Genomic DNA, 16936 nt, shown 5'->3' with positions numbered 1-16936 from the left:
GTGAGGCCGGCGGTCGGATCGTGCGTCGGGGTGTCACTCACGGTGCGGGAGCCTCCTCGCGGTCGGGCGTGGCGCGCGGGGTGCGGGCGGCGCGCAGTCGCCGGGGCAGCCGGACCACGCCGCCGGGCAGCAGGTATATCACCGCGACGAACAGCGCCCCGAGCAGGAACAGCGGCTGGGACAGCGGCACCCGCAGCACGGCCGGCAGGCCGGCGACGGCGCCGGAGCCCGCGAGGTCGCCGAGCCGGTGGTCGGCCCAGGTGTAGAGGACGCCGCCGAGCATCGGGCCCCAGCGGGTGCCGGATCCGCCCAGCACCACCATGACCAGCAGGGAGAGGGTGAAGTCGGAGGTGGTGGTCTGCGGGGTGGCGCCGCCGGTGAGCAGCAGGTAGACGATGCCGCCGAGCGCGGCGAGGGTCCCGGCGAGGACGAAGGCGATCAGCTTGAAGCCGTACGGGCGCAGCCCCAGCATCTCCACCCGGCGCTCGTTCTCCTTGATCCCCTCCCAGACCCGGCCGGTGGGTGAACGGACCGCCCAGTGGACGACGGCGAGCACGAGGACCAGGTAGGCGAGGGCGATCCAGTAGAGGTTGGCGGTGTGGTCGATGCCGACGAGGGAGGCCGGCAGCCGGTCCGCCGGGGCCGCCCTGCCCTCCTCGCCGCCGGTGACGCCGCCGGGGTCGCGCTGGACGAGGATGGAGCCCGCCTGGGCGAAGGCGAGGGTCACCATGGAGAACCCGATGCCGCTCACCCGCAGGCTGACCGCGCCGAGGAGGGCGGCCAGCGCCACGCCCGCGAGGAGGCCGAGCACGGCGGAGGCGGCGAACGGAAGGCCCGCCTCGAGCATCACGGTGTTGGTGACGTAGGTGCCCGCGGCGAAGTAGAGCGCGTGGCCGAAGGAGAGCAGCCCGGTGCGGCCCAGGAGCAGGTCGTAGCCGGTGGCCAGGGCACCGAAGACCAGGCAGAGGGCGAGGAGTTGGAGGTTGCCGGGGCTGCCGATCGGCCCGTCGAGGAGCCCGGGCAGCGGCAGTGCGCTGTAGGGGGCGACGAGCAGCACCGCCAGCAGCGCGGCCGGCCACCAGCGGGTGGCGCGGCGCAGCGGCCCGGCGCGGCCGGCGAGGTGGGGGTCCGCCGTGCGGGCGTTGCCGCGCGGCTCGGTGGCGGTGGTCATGCGAGCCTCCCGGTCAGCCCACGCGGCCGGACGAGCAGCAGGGCGGCGAGCAGGACGACGACGGCGAGGTCGCCGAGTCCGTCGGTGGTGTAGTAGTTGGCGAACTGCTGGACGAGCCCGACCCCGACGGAGGCCAGCGCGGCGCCGGTGAGCGAGCCCATGCCTCCCATGACGACGACCACGAACGCGAAGATCAGCAGCGAGGTGCCCTGTTCGGGGTCGACGGAGCCGAAGTAGAGGCCGCCGATGGCGCCGCCGAGCGCGGCCGCCGCCCCACCGATGGCGAAGACCAGGGTGAACGCCTTGCGTACGTCGGTGCCGAGCGCGGTGACCATGGCGCGGTCCTCGACGCCCGCGCGGACGACGAGGCCGTGCCGGGTGCGGCCGAGGAACACCTTGAGCGCGATGAGCACGATCACGGCGGCGGCGATCAGCACCAGGCGGTTGAGCGGCACCTGGGCGCCGAGCAGCCCGAAGGTGCCGGACAGCGCGTCGGGGGCCGGGAAGGGCCGGGCGTCGGCGCCCCAGATCGCGGAGAGCAGCGCGGGTACGGCCAGGCCCACGCCGACGGTGGCGAGGATCTGTTCGCGGGGACGGGTGTAGAGCGGGCGGATGACGGCGAGTTCGAGGACGACGGCGGCGGCCGTGCCCACGGCCGTGCCGAAGGCGACCGCGAGGACGAAGCCGAGGCCGCCGGGGCCGGCGCCGGGGAGACGACCGGAGGCGGCCCACCAGGTGCCGTAGGCGCCGATGGACATCAGGGCGCCGTGCGCGAAGTTGAGCACGTCCATCAGCCCGAAGATCAGCGACAGGCCGGAGGCGACCAGGAAGTACAGCGCGCCCAGGCCGAGTCCGGTGAGGACGAGCAGAACGACGGTGGACATCAGGCTTCCGCCTCCTGGTCCTGGACGGTTCCGGGGTGCGCGGGTGGGCGCGCGTGTGGCTGCGTGTGTGGGTGCGCGTGTCCGACGCCGAGCAGCCGGCGGGCCGCGTCCGGGTCGTCGAGCAGGCCGGCGGCGGGGCCGCGGTGGGCGGTGCGGCCGTCCGCGATCACGGCGCAGTACCGGGCGAGGCGCCGCACCACGGCGAGGTTCTGCTCCACCAGCAGCACCGGCACCGTCTCGGCGGCCCGCTCCAGCACCCGGGCGACCTCGGCGACGACCTTGGGCGCCAGCCCCTTGGTGGGTTCGTCGGCGATGATCAGGCGGTTGCCGTTGAGGAGGGTGCGGGCGATGGCGACCATCTGCTGCTGGCCGCCGGACAGGGTGCCGGCCGCCTGGCGGGCGCGGGTGCGCAGTTCCGGGAAGAGTTCGTACACCAGGCCGTACGCGGGCTCGCCGGCCCCGGGCCGCTCGGCCAGGCGCAGGTTCTCCGCGACGGACAGGGCCGCGAAGACGCCGCGGTCCTCGGGGGCGTAGCCGACGCCGCGGCGGACCAGGGCGTGGGTGGCCAGGTGCACGGTCTCCTCGCCGTCCAGACGCACGCTGCCGGTGCGCGGGACGAGGCCGAGGATGCCGCGCACGGTGGTGGTCTTCCCGGCGCCGTTGCGGCCCAGCAGGGCGGTGGTGCCGAGGGCCGCGACGTCGAGGTCGACGCCGTGCAGGATGTGCCGGCCGCCGACGACGACCTTGAGGCCGCGCACGGTCAGCAGCGGCGGGGCGGCGGTGGCTTTGGCGTTGGCGTTGATGTTGGCGTTGGCGTTGGCGTTGGCGTTCACAACTCCTCCCCGAGATAGGCCTGTTGCACGGTGGCGTCGTCCATCACGGCCTGCGGGGTGTCCAGGGCGAGCAGCGTGCCGTGGTGCATGACGGCGAGCCGGTCTGCCAGGCCGAGGAGGACGTCCATGTGGTGCTCGACCATGAGCACGGTGCGGTGCTCGTCGCGGTGCAGGGAGCGGATCAGCGCGGTCAGCGCGGGCACCTCCTCGGCGCTCACGCCCGCCATCGGCTCGTCCAGGAGCATCAGCCGGGGTTCGCCGACGAGCAGCACGGCGAGTTCCAGCTTGCGTTTCTCGCCGTGGGAGAGGACGTCGGCGGGGGTGTCGGCGCGGTGGGCCAGCTCGGTGCGGGCCAGGACCTCGGCGACCTGCTCCGGGTAGCCGTCGGCGCGGCGCCAGACCCGGTACGAGCCGCCGTCGGCGGCCTGGGCCGCCAGCTCCACGTGGTCGGCGACGGTCATGCCGGGCCAGAGGCTGGAGGTCTGGAAGGTCCGCCCGAGTCCCCGCCGGGCGCGGGCGTAGGCGGCCTCGCCGGTGATGTCGGCGCCGTCGAGTTCGATAGTGCCCCGGGATGCCCGGTTGATGCCGCTGACCAGGTTGAACAGGGAGGTCTTGCCGGCGCCGTTGGGGCCGATGAAGGCGAGGAACTCGCCCTCGTGCACGTCGAGGGAGACCGAGTCGACGATGGTGGCGCCGCCGACGGTCCAGCCGATGTCGCGCAGGCGGAGCACGGGTGCGGGAGCGGCGGTGCCGTCCACGGTGCTTCCGGAGGTGCTTTCGGGGGTGCTTTCGGGGGTGGTGTCGGGGGTGGTGCCGGAGGCGGTGTCGGGGGTGCCCATCCGCTCAGCCCGCCGTCTTCCGCACCGGCGGGGCGACCGACGCCATCGGCACGGTGTCGATCAGCTCCGGCTCGGCGTCGGCGCCGCTGCCCTTCAGCCGGGCGGTGAACATGGGCTGGAGCAGGGCGTGGTCCTCGGCGCGGATCTGCTGCCTGCCCTTGGGACCGTCGAAGGTCCAGCCCTCCAGCGCGTCCACCATGGCGGCGGTGTCGGTGGCGCTGCCGGACTCGACGGCACGCACGATCATCTGGGCGGCGGTGAACCCGTCCGGGCTGAACAGGTCGGGGGTGCCCCCGGACTCGGTGATGCCGTCGAGCATCGCCTTCTCCACCGGGTTGCCGCCGCCGGCCCCCGGGAAGTAGTGGGCGAGGAAGGACACCTTGGCGGCGCCCGCGCCGAAGACCGGGTACGAGGCGGTGCCGGCCATCCCGGTGACGACCTTGGCCGCGTCCAGCACGCCCTGCTGGTTGAGCGCCGTCCACAGGGCGGGTGCGGTGGCGCCCGCCCAGGCGACGAAGACCAGGTCCGGCTCGCCCGCCTTGACCTGGCGGGCGAAGGGGGTGAGGTCGGTGGCGCTGGGCGGGGCCAGCACGGAGCCGACGGTGGCGCCCTTCCTGCCCAGGACGTCCTTCACGGCGGCCACGTTGGCCTGCCCGAAGGCGGAGTTCTGCGCGAGGACGGTGACCTTCTTGCCCTTGGCGTCACCGAGTTGGGCGCTGACGGCGAGGATGTCCTGGTAGGACTGCCGGCCGGAGCGGAAGGTGTAGTCGTTGATGCCGGTGAGCGCGTCGGTGGCCGCGTCGCCGTTGATGTACAGCACCTTGTTCTGCGCGGCCAGGGGCGCCATCTGGAGGGCCACCCCGGAGTCGGTCGTCCCGGCGAGGATCCTGTAGCCCTTGCCGATGAGGGTCTTCGCGGCGGCGACGGCCTTCGCCGGGTCGCCCGCGTCGTCCTGTTCGGTGACCTCGATCCGGTGCCCGCCGGCCTTGTTCGTCCCGTGGGTGGCGTAGGCCAGGCCCGCCTTGAAGCCCTCCTCGTACTGCTTGCCGTAGGCGGCGAGCGGTCCGCTGCGGGAGTAGACCAGGCCCACCTTGACCGGGCCGTCGCCGCCCGATCCGTCCGCCTCGGTACCGGCGGTGCCGGCCGAGGAGCAGCCGACGAGCAGGGTCGTGGCGGCGAGCAGGGCGAGCGCGCCGAGCGCTCTGCCTCTGGTGGTGCCTGTGACGGTGGAACGCATGATGACCGGCTCCTTGGAAGGTGTCGCGGCGCGGGATTGCCGGAACGATAGGGGCGCCGCGCGGCGGGCGGCATGTGGCCGGTCACCGCTCCTGGACGCCCGGTCATGGCATGGGCGCACATGGCCGCGGACGCCGGGCGCCGCAAGGGTGGAGAACGGCCGTCGAACGCCCGCCCCCCCCCCGCTGCACGCACCACTCGGCACTCGGCCCGGGACCGCAGGGCGCGACGGCCCGTGTGCGAGCAGGCACCCCGACCCGGACGGAGAAGGAATCAGCATGGACAAGGTGGTGGAGTCGGCCGCACGGGCGGTGTCGGACATCCCCGACGACGCGGTACTCGCGGTCGGCGGCTTCGGCCTGTGCGGCATCCCCTCGACCCTGATCGGCGCCCTCGTCCGGGGCGGGGCGAGCGGACTGCGCGTGGTGTCCAACAACTGCGGGGTCGACGACTGGGGCCTGGGCCTGCTCCTGGCGGCGGGCCGGATCGCCCGGATGACGTCCTCCTACGTGGGCGAGAACAAGGAGTTCGCCCGCCGGTACCTCGCCGGTGAGCTGGAGGTGGAGCTGACCCCGCAGGGCACCCTCGCCGAACGGCTGCGGGCCGGCGGCGCGGGCATCCCGGCGTTCTACACCCCGGCGGGGGTCGGCACCCAGGTCGAGGAGGGCGGCCTGCCCTGGCGCTACTCCCCCGACGGCGGCGTCGCGGTGGCCTCACCGCCCAAATGCGTCAAGGAGTTCGGCGGGCGCCGCTACCTCCTTGAGGAGGCCATCACCGCCGACTTCGCGCTGGTACGGGCGGCGGTCGCGGACCGGCACGGCAACTGCGTCTTCCACGCGGCGGCCCGCAACTTCAACCCGCTGTGCGCGACGGCGGGCCGCGTCACGGTCGTCGAGGCCGAACGCGTCGTGGAGCCCGGCGAGCTCTCCCCGGACGCCGTCCACCTGCCGGGCGTGTACGTGGACCGGGTGGTCGCCGCCGACCCGTCCTTGGACAAGCGCGTCGAACGCCGCACGGTCCGCGGCCCGCGCACCGCCACCGCCACCGCCACCGCCACCGCCACCGCCACCGCCACCGCCACTGTCGCCGAGGAGAACTGACCATGCCCCTGGACCGCGACCGACTCGCCGCCCGCGCGGCCCGTGAACTGCGCGACGGCCAGTACGTCAACCTGGGCATCGGCCTGCCCACGCTCATCCCCGGCCACCTGCCCGACGGGGTGCACGTGGTGCTGCACTCGGAGAACGGCATCCTGGGCGTCGGCCCCTACCCGTACGCCGGTGAGGAGCACCCCGACCTGATCAACGCCGGCAAGGAGACGGTGACCACCGTCCCCGGCACCGCATGCTTCGACTCGGCGCTCTCCTTCGGCATGGTCCGTGCCGGCCGCATCGACGTGTCCGTGCTGGGCGCCATGCAGGTCTCGGCCGGCGGCGACCTGGCGAACTGGATGATCCCCGGCAGGATGGTCAAGGGCATGGGCGGCGCGATGGACCTGGTCCACGGCGCCCGCCGCCTGATCGTCGTCATGGAGCACACGGCGAGGGACGGCTCCCCCAAGATCGTGGAAGAGCTGACCCTGCCCGCCACGGGCCGACGGGTCGTCGACCGCATCGTCACCGACCTGGCCGTCCTCGACGTCACTCCGCGAGGGCTGCGCCTGGTGGAGACGGCTCCCGGGGTGTCGGTGGACGAGGTGCGGGGAGCGTCGGGGGCGGAGCTGCTGATCCCCGAAACCTCAGCCTCAACGGTCTGAGGGAAAGCCTCGCCGGTGCTTCGACGTGCGGCGCACGATGTCTTTCACCTGGTTGCTCGCCTTCGCTTCGTCGTCCTTCCCGCCGGTCGGGGCCCCGGCGCCGCTCTGCGTGACGGTCGTGGAAGGCTCCTTGCCCGGCCGCACGGTGAGGACCCTCGCCGCCAGGGGAACGTCATGCCGTACGACACGATGGGCCGCGGGAAGTAGAATGAGCTGAGCCGGCGGCGGGCCAGCCAGTGGAAGAGGGCACTGCCTGCGACATCCGGGGGGCCGGTGCGCAGGGAAAGCAGGACAGCGTGGACAGACTTGCGGCGGTCGAGCACGCGCTGCGCGCGGCGACGCCGAACTCCCTTCTCGACGCCGTCACGGTGGCCCTCGTGGAGCACTACGGCGTCGTACGCGTCGAGCTGCGCCTGGTCGACTACGGCATGCGGTCACTGCAGGCAGTCGAGACCGTTCCCCTCACCACGGAACCGGTCATGATCCACGACAGCCCGCAGGGACGGGCGTTCGGGTCCCAGGAAGCGTACGCGCTTGCCGACCCCGACGAGCACACGGTGACCGTGCATCTCCCGGTGACCGTCCGGGGCGACCGCATGGGAGTCCTGTCCGTCACCTTGCCCGAGGACCGCTACGCCCAGGCCCCGGTCCCGGTCCCGGAGATACAGCACGTCTGTGACGTCCTGGGGCACGAGATCCTCGTCGCGGAGCGCGACACCGATCTGTACGTACTGGCCAGGCGGGCCGCGCGGCTCACGCTGGCCGCCGAGATGCAGTGGCAGTTGCTGCCGGGGCGTGCCTGCTCCCGCCCCGAGTTCTCCCTCGGAGGCCACCTCGAACCCGCGTATTCGATCTTCGGGGACAACTTCGACTGGTCCGCCTCCGCGGACGAGCTCACGCTGACCGTCACCAACGGCATGGGCGAAGGCATAGAGGCCGCCCTTCTGACCAACCTGGCCGTCAACGCCATGCGCAACGCCCGACGCGCCGGCCTCGGCCTGGCCGATCAGGCATGCCTCGCCGACCAGGCGGTATACGCGCAGTACGGCGGTACGGCCTACGTCTCGGTCCTGCTGCTCCGCTTCGATCTCGCGACCGGCGACGTCCAGGCCGTGGACGCGGGATCCCCCCGGCTCTGGCAGCTGAGGGACAAGCACGTGAGGGCGGTGCCGTTCGACGCCCAGTTGCCACTCGGCATGTTCGAGGACACGCCGTACGAATGCGAGCACTTCCAGGTGCTTCCCGGCGACCGTCTCCTGATCGGCAGCGACGGCGTGTACGACGCCGCCTCCTCCGTCGGCGAGACGTACGGGGAACGGGCTCTCGCGCGGTCGCTGAACGCCACCCGGCTCCTTCCGCCCGCCCAGGTGCCCGAAGCGGTGTTGCGCGAGCTCGCGACGTACCGGGGAGAGACCCCGCTGGACGACGACGCGCTGGTCGTGTGCCTCGACTGGAACGGGCGTCCCTGAGCGCTCGCGAGCAGCCGAGCGGCGGGACATCACGCGTCAGGCGCCGGTGATCTGGGCGACCTCCGCCGGGTCCAGCCCCGTGAGCTGCGCGATGCGATGGGCGGGGACGCCTCGTGCCAGAGCCTGGCTGACCATGCGCTCACGGTCGTCGTTCGTATGGCGAAAAGCCCGGAGTTCCGCCTCGGCTTCCGCGGTCGAGCGGGGCGCACAAGCCCCGCGCACCCGGTCGGCTTCCTCCGCGCTGAGAGGGATGGGCAGGCGTTCCGCGACTTCGGGGATACTGCCGTCCGCCTCCTGGGGAAGCACCCTGAGCAGTTCACTGCCCGCCGTGACGTCGTGGGCGTGCAGCCACGCCAGTACGGCGGGGGTTTCCATGCACTCGAGTTCACCCACCGCCGCGGCCGGCGCCCCCAGGCAGGTGTGCGGGTCGGGCAGGACGAACAGGTAGGCGGTCTCAGCCATGGTGACGGTCAGCTCTCGTTGGAATGCGGAGCGAAGCACCGCGATGCTAGCGGAATCCGTCCGGTCGTGCCGCAGGCCGACGGGGGACGGGTCGCCCTCAAGACGACGTCCGGCATGATCGTGCCCTGTGTAGGCTCGGGCGCGTCACTCGTTTGCCAGAGATGCCACTCATGCGCTAAACGTTGCGGTCAGACAAATGATCAGCAGTGAGATATCCAGTCAGCCAGCACGAGTGGGAGACGAGAGCGACGTGCGGTGTCAGTGCGGCAACACGACGGTCAGACCGCTGCCGACGAACGGGCGGGGCGCCGTGTGACACCGGGCACCGTCCCTTCTCGCGTCGTGGGTCACCGCCGTGGCTCGCCGGCGGCAACCGCTCTCCCCCAGCCCCTGGGCCCGTACGAGTGCGATCTCGTCCGCCGCAGCCTCACGGTGGTGGAGCCGCAGGCCCAAGACCTGGCCGTCTATTTCTACGCCATCCTGTTCATGCGCCATCCCGGCGTCCGCGACCTCTTCCCGGAGGACATGGACGTGCAGCGGGACCGTCTTCTGCGGGCTCTTCTACGCATCGTGGATCTTGTCGACTCCCCCGAGCACCTGGCCCGTTTCTGCTCCAGACTCGGCCGCGATCACCGCAAGTTCGGGGCCGTGACGGCACATTACGCGGCTGTGGGCGAGTGCCTGCTGGAGACGCTCGCCCGCTACGCGGGGCCGGCCTGGACGCCGGAGACAGCCCTGGCCTGGCAGCGCGCCTACGGGATCGCATCCGAGGTGATGGTTCTGGCCGCGGACGACGACGCCCGTCTTCGCCCTGCGGTCTGGTCGGCCCGCATCGTTGAGCACCGCCACCTGGGCAACGCCCTGGCAGAGATCACTGTGGTGACTGATCCGGCCTACCCCTATCAGGCCGGCCAGTACGTCAGCATGGAAACCCCGTGGCGGCCCCGTGTGTGGCGGCACTACTCCCCCGCCAACGCCCCGCGGCTGGATTCGACGCTGACCTTCCACGTCCGGCATGTGCCCGGCGGCCACGTGAGCCACGCGCTGGTCTACCGGGCTCGGGTCGGCGACGTCGTGCACCTCGGTCCTCCCGAGGGCGACATGCTGCTTTCGAACGCCTCCGCGCGGGACCTGCTGTTCGTGGCGGGAGGCACGGGTCTCGCCCCGGTCAGAGCACTGATCGAGCAGCTCGCGGCCGACCGGGAACAGCCGGAACGGCGTGCGAGTCTTTTCGTCGGGGCACGCACCGGCGACGAACTCTACGGATTCAACGACATGCTTCGCATGGCGCAACGCCACCACTGGCTGACGGCCCGGGCCGCCGTCTCCCACGAACACGTCCCCGGCGCCCAGGGCTTCCTTCCCGAAGTGATCACCACGGCCGGTCCGTGGGACCACGCGGAAGCGTTCGTCAGCGGGCCGCCCGGCATGATCGCTGCCACGCGTCAGGCACTCAGGCGGTGCGGGATGCCCGCCTCCCGCATCCACCACGACTCGTGGGGAGTCCCGGTGCTGGACGCTCCGCTGGAGCCGGCACATCAGGAGCAGGAAGAGGACCACTACACATGAACGACCGGCCAACAGGCCCCGGCTCCGCCGGCGAACGCCTCCTTCAGAGCCATCTGGGGACGGGCGACCGTGCCGCCTCCTTCTACGACCGGCAGGTGCAGCCGCAACTGACGGCGCAGATGCTGGAGTTCATCAGGCAGCAGACCATGGTCTTCCTGTCGACCGCCGACGCGGCCGGCAACTGCGACACCGGTTTCCGGGCCGGTCCTCCCGGCTTCGTCGTCGCTCTCGACGCACGCACCTTGACGTACCCCGAATACCGGGGCAACGGAGTCCACGCCGGCAATGGCAACATCGTCGAGAACCCGCACCTGGGCATGCTCTTCATCGACTTCACCCATCACCACATAGGGCTCCACGTCAACGGAACCGCCCAAGTGGTCGGTGACACCGAGCAGCGACGCCTCTACCCGCTTCTGCCCACCGACACCGCCCAGAGCCGGAAGCCCGCCCTGTGGGTCCACCTCACCGTGGACGAAGCCTACGTCCAGTGTTCGAAATACATACCGCACCTCGAACCGGCTCCCAGGCCCAGGAGCCTGACGAACCGGCCGAAGGACGGCGACTACTTCGTCTCCCCCGCACCCGACCGCCGCCGATCCGAGTACCAGGGCTCCGGACACGGACTGCCCGCCAGGCAGCACGAACGACTACGGTTCGTGCCCGACCAGACCTGAGACGTTGCCGGGGTCCTTCCCCGCGGCGGTGTCGCGCGTCTGCCGACCCGCGGTCCATCGGGTCCGGACCGTCTTGCCGTGGGCGCGGGGAAGTATCTCCACCGGGCCGAACAGTTCCCGGACGATGTTCAGCCCGTGGCCGCCGAGCCCGTCGAACCTCGCCAGGCGGGCGGTCGGTACCGCGGGACTTCGGTCATCAACGTCCACAACGACAGCCTGCCCGTCCGTGCGTACGGTAAGGCGCCACCAGCCACCGGCGTGCCGGGCGGCGTTGGCGACCAGTTCGGACACCACGAGCGCCAGAGCACCGAGATCGGCCTCCGGCCGTTCCCGGGCCACGAACGCTGTCGCGGCGCGCCGTGCGTCCCCGACGTTGCCGTCTGACGACGTCATCGTGATCAACGGACACTCCGATCTGCACTGACGGCTCCGCGCGAAGCCCGAAGCCGTGCAGCGCGCAGGCGTCCGGGGAGACGAGCCGGGAGCCTGGAGCCCCGGACTGCGCCGCCTCGCCCTCCCACTCCGTGGACGGTTCCCTCGAATCGCATCCGCCCCCTGGTGAAGCCGGTTCGCGGAACCCTCCTTGCCCGGGCATTCGTCTCGACTGCCACTCACCTACCCGTAAGCTCCCCCCGCACGCGCTCCAACTCACCGCACCGCCACAGCGGCGCCTGAGGCCGCCCACAGGTGAGCCGCCGGGTGCGCCGCCCGGGATCGGCAACGCGGCGGAGGAAGGCACCGAGTCGCCGGGGCCGGGTGGATGGGCCGACCCGCGGACAAGGACGTAGACTCCCCTGGTCGAAGCCCGTCACCACCGTGACCTCGGCAGGCGACCCAGACTTCAGGCAAGCAGCACCCGGTGACTCCTGCCCGGGCCGGAAAGCAGGAGCTCGTGAACAGGTTCGCCGCGGTCACGCGGGCACTGCGCGCCGGCGCACCCCATTCCCTCCCGAACGTGCTGGCCGCGAGCCTCGCCCAACACTACGGGGCGGAGGACGTCACCCTTCGCCTGGCCGACTACTCCGTGCGCTCCCTCCAGGCCGTGGGCCTACCGGTCGCGGAGCCGGTGACGATCAACGGCAGTCCGGCAGGACGAGCCTTCGACACCCAGGAGCCCCTTGTCGAGGAGTGCGGGCCGACCGGCCTGATCGACGTACACCTGCCCGTCACGATTCGGGGAGATCGTATGGGCGTCCTCTCCGTCCGGCTGCCCGCGGACAGGTACGTCGCGGATCTGGTGCCGCAGATGCAGCGTCTCAGCGAAGCGTTGGGGCACGAGATCCTCGTCGCCGAGCGGGACACGGATCTGTACGTGCTGGCCAGGCGGGCCACGCGGCTGACACTGGCCGCGGAAATGCAGTGGCAACTCCTCCCGGCGGGCCGCACCTGCACCCGGCCGGAGTTCACACTCGGAGCCCATCTCGAACCGGCCCGCGCGGTGTTCGGCGACAACTACGACTGGTCCGTGTCGGCGGACCATCTCACGTTGACCGTCGCCAACGGCATGGGAGAGGGTATAGAGGCCGCTCTGCTCACCAACCTGGCCGTCAACGCACTGCGCAACGCCCGCCGGGCCGGCCTCGACCTGGTGGGCCAGGCGTCCCTCGCGGACCAGGCCGTCTTCGCGCAGTACCGGGGCCGGGCCCACATCTCCGTCCTCCTGCTCCGCCTCGATCTCGCGACGGGAGAGGTCGAGGCGATCGACGCAGGTTCACCGCGCCTGTGGCGGCTGCGCGACGGCGCCGTCGGCGCCGTCCCGTTCGACGCGCAGCTTCCGCTGGGAATGTTCGACGAGACCGTCTTCGTGCCCGAGCACTTCACCGTGCGCCCCGGCGACCGACTGCTCTTCGCTAGTGACGGAGTGTTCGACGCCCCGTCACCCGGCGGCGACCGGTACGAGGAGCGTTCCCTGCCGCGCGCGCTCGCGGCAACGCGGCTGCTGCCGCCCGCCCAGGTGCCCGGGGCCGTACTGCGTGACCTCGCCGCACATCACGGAGACGGCCGGCTGGACGACGACGCCCTGGTGCTCTGCCTCGACTGGTACGGACGCACCGGAGAGGAGCCGCAGTCGGACGGGAGGGACGAGTGACTGCGGGGCGCAGGGGACGGGGCATTGCCCGACCGGCGCCTCAAGCCGTTCTGTCGGTCCGGTCGGTACGGCGGACCAGCGCGGTGCCCTCCACCGAGTCCCGGAAGGCCGACAACCCCTTGAGCAGGGCCGTTCGGGACGAGCGAGGCATGGTTTCGATCAGCGATCGCAGCACTTCCTCCCGCCGGGCCCTGAGCTCGCTCAGATAGGTCTCACCCCGCGTGGTCAGGTGGAGCATCAGCTCCCTGCGGCTCACGGGACTCGGGGCCCGCTCCACGAAGCCGAGCGCCTGCAGCCGGTCGCACAGGCGGCTGACCGACGGCGCGGAGGACCCGAGGATCTCGCCCAGCGCGCGCAGGTTGATGCCGTCCTGCCGCTCAAGGCTGTAGAGCACCCGCAACTGCGAGGAGGACACCGGAGTGACCTGGGCGGCATCGCGACCGCGCTCCCACAGAACCTCCAGGAGTTCGATGACCTCACATGCCGCTTCGGCCGCTTCCCAGGACCGAGGCGAGGGCGGGGTGGCTGGCGAGTTCATGACGTGAAACACTCCATTGGGATGATCATCCCCGTATCACGGGTTGAACTGGTTGAACATCCCCGCTTCGGGGTTCCGGCTGGTGCGCCCCGTCCTTTGCTCCGGCCGCCTGACGGCCGCCTTCCCATGGCCTCGGCCAGGGCACCCGTGAACCATATCTTCCCACGGGGGCCGTGCCGCCTGTCGCTGCGCGGTCCGGCTGCCACCGGGCAGCCGTGCCCGACGGCCTTGTTCCACGGCTAACTGCCCGATTCCCCTTCCCCCGTCTCGATCGCCGCTTCGGCTTCCGGGGGCAGGCAGGCCGCCGAGGCACACGTGAGGTAGTCGTGGGTTCCGGTGATGCGAAGGAGGCGCTCAAGGACCGGACGCGTGTCGTCCAGGTGGAAGCGGATGCCCGCCTCGTGGGCGTCGCGACGCAGCTGCAGCAAGACGCTCAGGCCCGTGGAGTCGGCCATTTCCAGTTCTCGGCAGTTCAGTCGCAGGCTCCGCACGCCCTCACAACCTCGCAGCGCCTCCCGGGCCCGGTAGAGCACCTCGTCGCCGACCTCGTGGTCCAAGTCGCCGACGAGGGCCAGGCACAGTGTGTACGGATCGGTGGAGGGCAGGATCTGGAGGGGTTCTGCCTCAGGAATCATGGGCACGGGTCGGTTCCGGAGTCGAGGGGTCAGGGTCGGGTGGCGAGCTCGGCTCGACCGGTGCCGATGACGGCGCGGGCGCGAGGAAAGTCGTGAAGCTGTTCCTCCAGCAAGTCCAAGCCCGGTAGCAGGGAATGGGCCGGGACGCCGCGGGCGGTGAGGACTTCGGCGGTCCAGGTGAGGAAACCGGTGAAGACGTCGGCATCGTCCACGTAGAGGGCCGCGGCCAGGAAGTCGACGATGTGGGCGAGGTCCTCTGCGGTACGTTCGCGCTGCTCGTCGTCGTACGAGCGCATCGCGGGGAGCCGCCGCTCCAGGCGCTGGGACGTCTCGCGTACGAGGCTGCGCGCGGAGCGGGCGACCATGGTGTACTCCTGGTCCGCCAGGTGCGGCAGGTCGTCGACGGCCTGGTGCGGCGGCCGGGGCCGGGGCAGGGGGCCCGCTGCGAGCCGGTCGGCGGCGGCACGGGCCTCGGGTGCCCAGGCGTCGGCCCCCAGGCTGCGGGCGTGACGGCCGTCGGTGCCGAAGGCGAGGCCGCCGACCATGACCGGCGTACCGACGGCCTGCACCGCGGTGATCGCTGCGTGCGCCGGGGGCAGACGGGTGGGGAGGGCGGCGGACAGGCACACGGCGGTCGCCCCGCTGCGGTGGATCTGGCTGACGAGGTGCGCGGTGGGCACCTGGGCTCCGAGGTAGCCCACCTGCCAGCCGCGCAGGCGCAGCGTCTCGGCGAGCAGGCGGGCCGGCAGCGCGTGCCATTCCTTGTCCACGCAGGCGACGGTCAGCTTGCCCCGGGAGGTGGCCGGGCGCTGCCTGGGCAGGGCCGCGATGACGCGGTCGTTGATCGCGGTGGCGGCGTGCTCGTCGGCGACGCTCATACGGTTGGCGGCCCATTCGACACCCACCTTGTGCTGGACGGCGCCGATCACGTCCAGCAGCACGGTTTCCGCCGCCAGCCCGGCCTCCAGCGCGTTGTCGATCACGTCGAGAGCCGAGTACTCGTCGGCCGTCCGGACGGCCGTCCAGAGTTTGTCCATCCATTCCACGGCCTGCTCGGCGCGCTCGGGAGCGGCGAGCCGGGCTCCCCCGCGGTGACGAACGGGCTCCCCGTCACGGCCGGGGGCGGAGGTCGTCGTCATGTGGTGTACCTGCCTCGCGTCGTCCCGTCCACGGCGCTGAGATGCGCTCCACGGGGTGCGGTGACGGCCAGAACGGCGATGTCGTCGTGGCGGCCTTCTCCGATCCACTCGTCGGTGAGCATCTGGACGCGTTCGACGACGGCGGCGGCGGGGATGCCGGCGCATTCGGCAAGGGCTCGCTTCAGGCGCTGCTCACCGAACATGACGTCGCCGACAGGCCCTCCCCTGGCCTCGGTGACTCCGTCGGTGTAGAGCAGGCACGTCTCGCCCGGGGCGAGTCGCACGTGTGTGGTGCGGGAACTGATCGTGGGCAGCACTCCGATCAACGTGCCCTCGGTGTCGGCTTCCTCGACCCGGCCGTCCCGTCGCACGATCAACGGCACGGGGTGGCCGGCCGACGTCAGCCGCAGCAGTACGTCGCGGTCCTCGCGGCGTACGGAGGCGAGCACGAGCGTGGCGAAACGCACCCGGTCACTGCCGCGCATCGCGTTGTTGAGCCGCCGCAGCATACGGGCGTGGTCGTCGGCCATGGGCAACAGGGCATGCAGCGTGTTGCGGATCTTGCCCGTGAGGACGGCGGCCTCCAACCCCTTGCCCGCCACGTCTCCCAGCACGGCGAGGGTCTCGGGGCAGTCCTCACCTGGCGGGTGGACGTCGTAGAAGTCACCGCCGATCAGCTCGGTCTCCACGCTGGCCCGGTAACCGCCGGCGAACTCCACGCCCTCCACCTGGTGCAGTGCGGGCGGGAGAAGGGCACGCACCAGGGTGTCCGCGACGACGTTCTGCTCGGCGTACAGTCGCGCGGCCGACATCGCGGCGCCCGCCCGTGCGGCGAACAGCCCGGCGAACGCCTCCTCCGATGCGGTGAAGCTGGTCTGGCGCGCCCGGCGCAGCAGGATCAGCGCACCAGCCGGCACTCCGTGTCCGGGGAGGGGCGTGATGGCGAGCGAGCCGACTTCTCCGAAGCCTTCGGGGACGAGCCAGTCCGGGGCGGTGGCGGGATCTATCCACCGCGAGGGCACCGGCGGAAAACCGCGCAGCGCCTCGGCGAGTCCCAGCACGGCCTCGGGCTTGCTGGACACGGTGGCCTGGGAGAGCTGTCCCAGGTGGTCACAGACGACCACCGGCAGCTTCCGCGCCCGGGTCGGGGCGATGACCAGCGCGGCGTCGGCGAGGTGCGCGGCGGCCAGGGTCGCCGTCACCTCCATGCAGCGGTCCAGGTTCAGCGAAGCGAGCAGGGCGCTGGAAGCCTCCGCGAGGAAGCGGGTGCGCTCTCGCTCCGTGGCGAGCTCTGCGGCGACCGACCGGTAGGCTGTTTCGTCCACCAGCCACCACGCCGTTCCGCCGTCGGCGAGGCTGGACCTCTGCGCCGAGAAGTAGCGATCACCGACCTCACCACTGGCCTCACGGTGCTCTGCGGCGTGATGGGCGGAAGCGAGCCACGCGGGCGAGGACAGCGGCTCTTGGATGCGCGCGGCAGGCAGAAGGGCCGAGGCCGCGTCGTTGAGCTCGACGACGCGGCCTCCTTCGTCCACGACCACCACTGGATAGGGTGCGCCAGCGGGACCCACCGCACCGGCGGCGGGCATACCGACACTCTCTGGGAGAGTAGCCATGGACGGGCCTGAACTCGGCCCTT

The 16936-nt window shown here is 71.7% G+C and carries 17 protein-coding genes; 6 read left to right on the top strand and 11 right to left on the bottom strand.

The window, feature by feature from the left end; genetic code table 11:
• Window positions 1-37: 37 nt before the first annotated feature.
• From Sco07f_RS03780 to Sco07f_RS03760, 5 genes are all read right to left on the bottom strand, one after another.
• Window positions 38-1171 carry a branched-chain amino acid ABC transporter permease gene (locus tag Sco07f_RS03780; protein ID WP_087791178.1) on the bottom strand — a complete coding sequence of 378 codons (1134 nt, stop codon included), beginning with the start codon at window positions 1169-1171 and terminating at the stop codon, window positions 38-40.
• Window positions 1168-2055: a branched-chain amino acid ABC transporter permease gene (locus Sco07f_RS03775; protein WP_054102673.1), complete on the bottom strand. Its 888-nt coding sequence runs from the start codon at window positions 2053-2055 to the stop codon at window positions 1168-1170. Before Sco07f_RS03775 ends, Sco07f_RS03780 begins: the two co-directional genes overlap by 4 nt.
• Complete coding sequence (locus tag Sco07f_RS03770; RefSeq protein WP_244941986.1) at window positions 2055-2813, bottom strand: ABC transporter ATP-binding protein; 759 nt, start codon at window positions 2811-2813, stop codon at window positions 2055-2057. The genes Sco07f_RS03775 and Sco07f_RS03770 overlap by 1 nt, the downstream gene beginning before the upstream one ends.
• Window positions 2814-2884: 71 nt before the next feature.
• Entirely contained in the window at window positions 2885-3727 is an 843-nt protein-coding gene (locus Sco07f_RS03765) for an ABC transporter ATP-binding protein (RefSeq protein WP_239109180.1), read from the bottom strand.
• Window positions 3728-3731: 4 nt separating this feature from the next.
• The gene (locus tag Sco07f_RS03760; RefSeq protein WP_087791175.1) at window positions 3732-4964 is read right to left on the bottom strand and encodes a substrate-binding domain-containing protein; all 1233 of its coding nucleotides are present in this window, start codon (window positions 4962-4964) and stop codon (window positions 3732-3734) included.
• Between the two features lie 277 nt (window positions 4965-5241).
• Between Sco07f_RS03760 and Sco07f_RS03755 the strand changes: the two genes are divergently transcribed.
• From Sco07f_RS03755 to Sco07f_RS03745, 3 genes are all read left to right on the top strand, one after another.
• Window positions 5242-6063: a CoA transferase subunit A gene (locus tag Sco07f_RS03755; RefSeq protein WP_108986927.1), complete on the top strand. Its 822-nt coding sequence runs from the start codon at window positions 5242-5244 to the stop codon at window positions 6061-6063.
• Window positions 6064-6065: 2 nt separating this feature from the next.
• On the top strand, window positions 6066-6719 hold the full coding sequence (locus tag Sco07f_RS03750; protein ID WP_108986926.1) for a 3-oxoacid CoA-transferase subunit B: 654 nt from the start codon (window positions 6066-6068) through the stop codon (window positions 6717-6719).
• 296 nt (window positions 6720-7015) lie between these two features.
• Window positions 7016-8188, top strand: a complete 1173-nt coding sequence (locus Sco07f_RS03745; RefSeq protein ID WP_087791172.1) for a PP2C family protein-serine/threonine phosphatase — start codon at window positions 7016-7018, stop codon at window positions 8186-8188.
• A gap of 36 nt (window positions 8189-8224) precedes the next feature.
• Here Sco07f_RS03745 and Sco07f_RS03740 read toward each other — a convergent pair whose 3' ends face one another.
• Window positions 8225-8650, bottom strand: a complete 426-nt coding sequence (locus tag Sco07f_RS03740) for a DUF6003 family protein (RefSeq protein ID WP_087793026.1) — start codon at window positions 8648-8650, stop codon at window positions 8225-8227.
• 342 nt (window positions 8651-8992) lie between these two features.
• On the opposite strand from Sco07f_RS03740, the gene Sco07f_RS03735 reads away from it, so the two are divergent.
• Window positions 8993-10219, top strand: a complete 1227-nt coding sequence (locus Sco07f_RS03735) for a globin domain-containing protein (protein ID WP_244941978.1) — start codon at window positions 8993-8995, stop codon at window positions 10217-10219.
• Window positions 10216-10896, top strand: coding sequence for a pyridoxamine 5'-phosphate oxidase family protein (locus Sco07f_RS03730; RefSeq protein WP_108986925.1), 681 nt, complete (start codon window positions 10216-10218; stop codon window positions 10894-10896). Before Sco07f_RS03735 ends, Sco07f_RS03730 begins: the two co-directional genes overlap by 4 nt.
• Here the strand turns inward: Sco07f_RS03730 and Sco07f_RS03725 are convergent.
• Window positions 10870-11289, bottom strand: coding sequence for an ATP-binding protein (locus Sco07f_RS03725; RefSeq protein ID WP_143666046.1), 420 nt, complete (start codon window positions 11287-11289; stop codon window positions 10870-10872). The genes Sco07f_RS03730 and Sco07f_RS03725 overlap by 27 nt on opposite strands.
• A gap of 499 nt (window positions 11290-11788) precedes the next feature.
• Between Sco07f_RS03725 and Sco07f_RS03720 the strand changes: the two genes are divergently transcribed.
• Window positions 11789-12985 (top strand): PP2C family protein-serine/threonine phosphatase, encoded by a 1197-nt coding sequence (locus tag Sco07f_RS03720; RefSeq protein WP_108986924.1) that lies wholly within the window; start codon window positions 11789-11791, stop codon window positions 12983-12985.
• A 40-nt stretch (window positions 12986-13025) separates the two neighbouring features.
• Here the strand turns inward: Sco07f_RS03720 and Sco07f_RS03715 are convergent, their stop codons facing one another.
• From Sco07f_RS03715 to Sco07f_RS03700, 4 genes are all read right to left on the bottom strand, one after another.
• Window positions 13026-13523 (bottom strand): MarR family winged helix-turn-helix transcriptional regulator, encoded by a 498-nt coding sequence (locus tag Sco07f_RS03715; RefSeq protein ID WP_087791168.1) that lies wholly within the window; start codon window positions 13521-13523, stop codon window positions 13026-13028.
• A gap of 239 nt (window positions 13524-13762) precedes the next feature.
• Window positions 13763-14158 (bottom strand): STAS domain-containing protein, encoded by a 396-nt coding sequence (locus Sco07f_RS03710; RefSeq protein ID WP_228126328.1) that lies wholly within the window; start codon window positions 14156-14158, stop codon window positions 13763-13765.
• A gap of 29 nt (window positions 14159-14187) precedes the next feature.
• On the bottom strand, window positions 14188-15297 hold the full coding sequence (locus tag Sco07f_RS03705) for a cobalamin B12-binding domain-containing protein (RefSeq protein WP_108986922.1): 1110 nt from the start codon (window positions 15295-15297) through the stop codon (window positions 14188-14190).
• Window positions 15294-16913, bottom strand: a complete 1620-nt coding sequence (locus Sco07f_RS03700; protein WP_108986921.1) for a PP2C family protein-serine/threonine phosphatase — start codon at window positions 16911-16913, stop codon at window positions 15294-15296. Before Sco07f_RS03700 ends, Sco07f_RS03705 begins: the two co-directional genes overlap by 4 nt.
• Window positions 16914-16936 lie beyond the last annotated feature (23 nt).

Origin of the sequence: Streptomyces coelicoflavus (assembly GCF_003112555.1) — a bacterium.
In the GTDB taxonomy this organism is placed as follows: domain Bacteria; phylum Actinomycetota; class Actinomycetes; order Streptomycetales; family Streptomycetaceae; genus Streptomyces; species Streptomyces coelicoflavus.
Note: the sequence above shows the minus strand (reverse complement) of the source record. Positions and strands in the feature narration are given on the sequence as shown.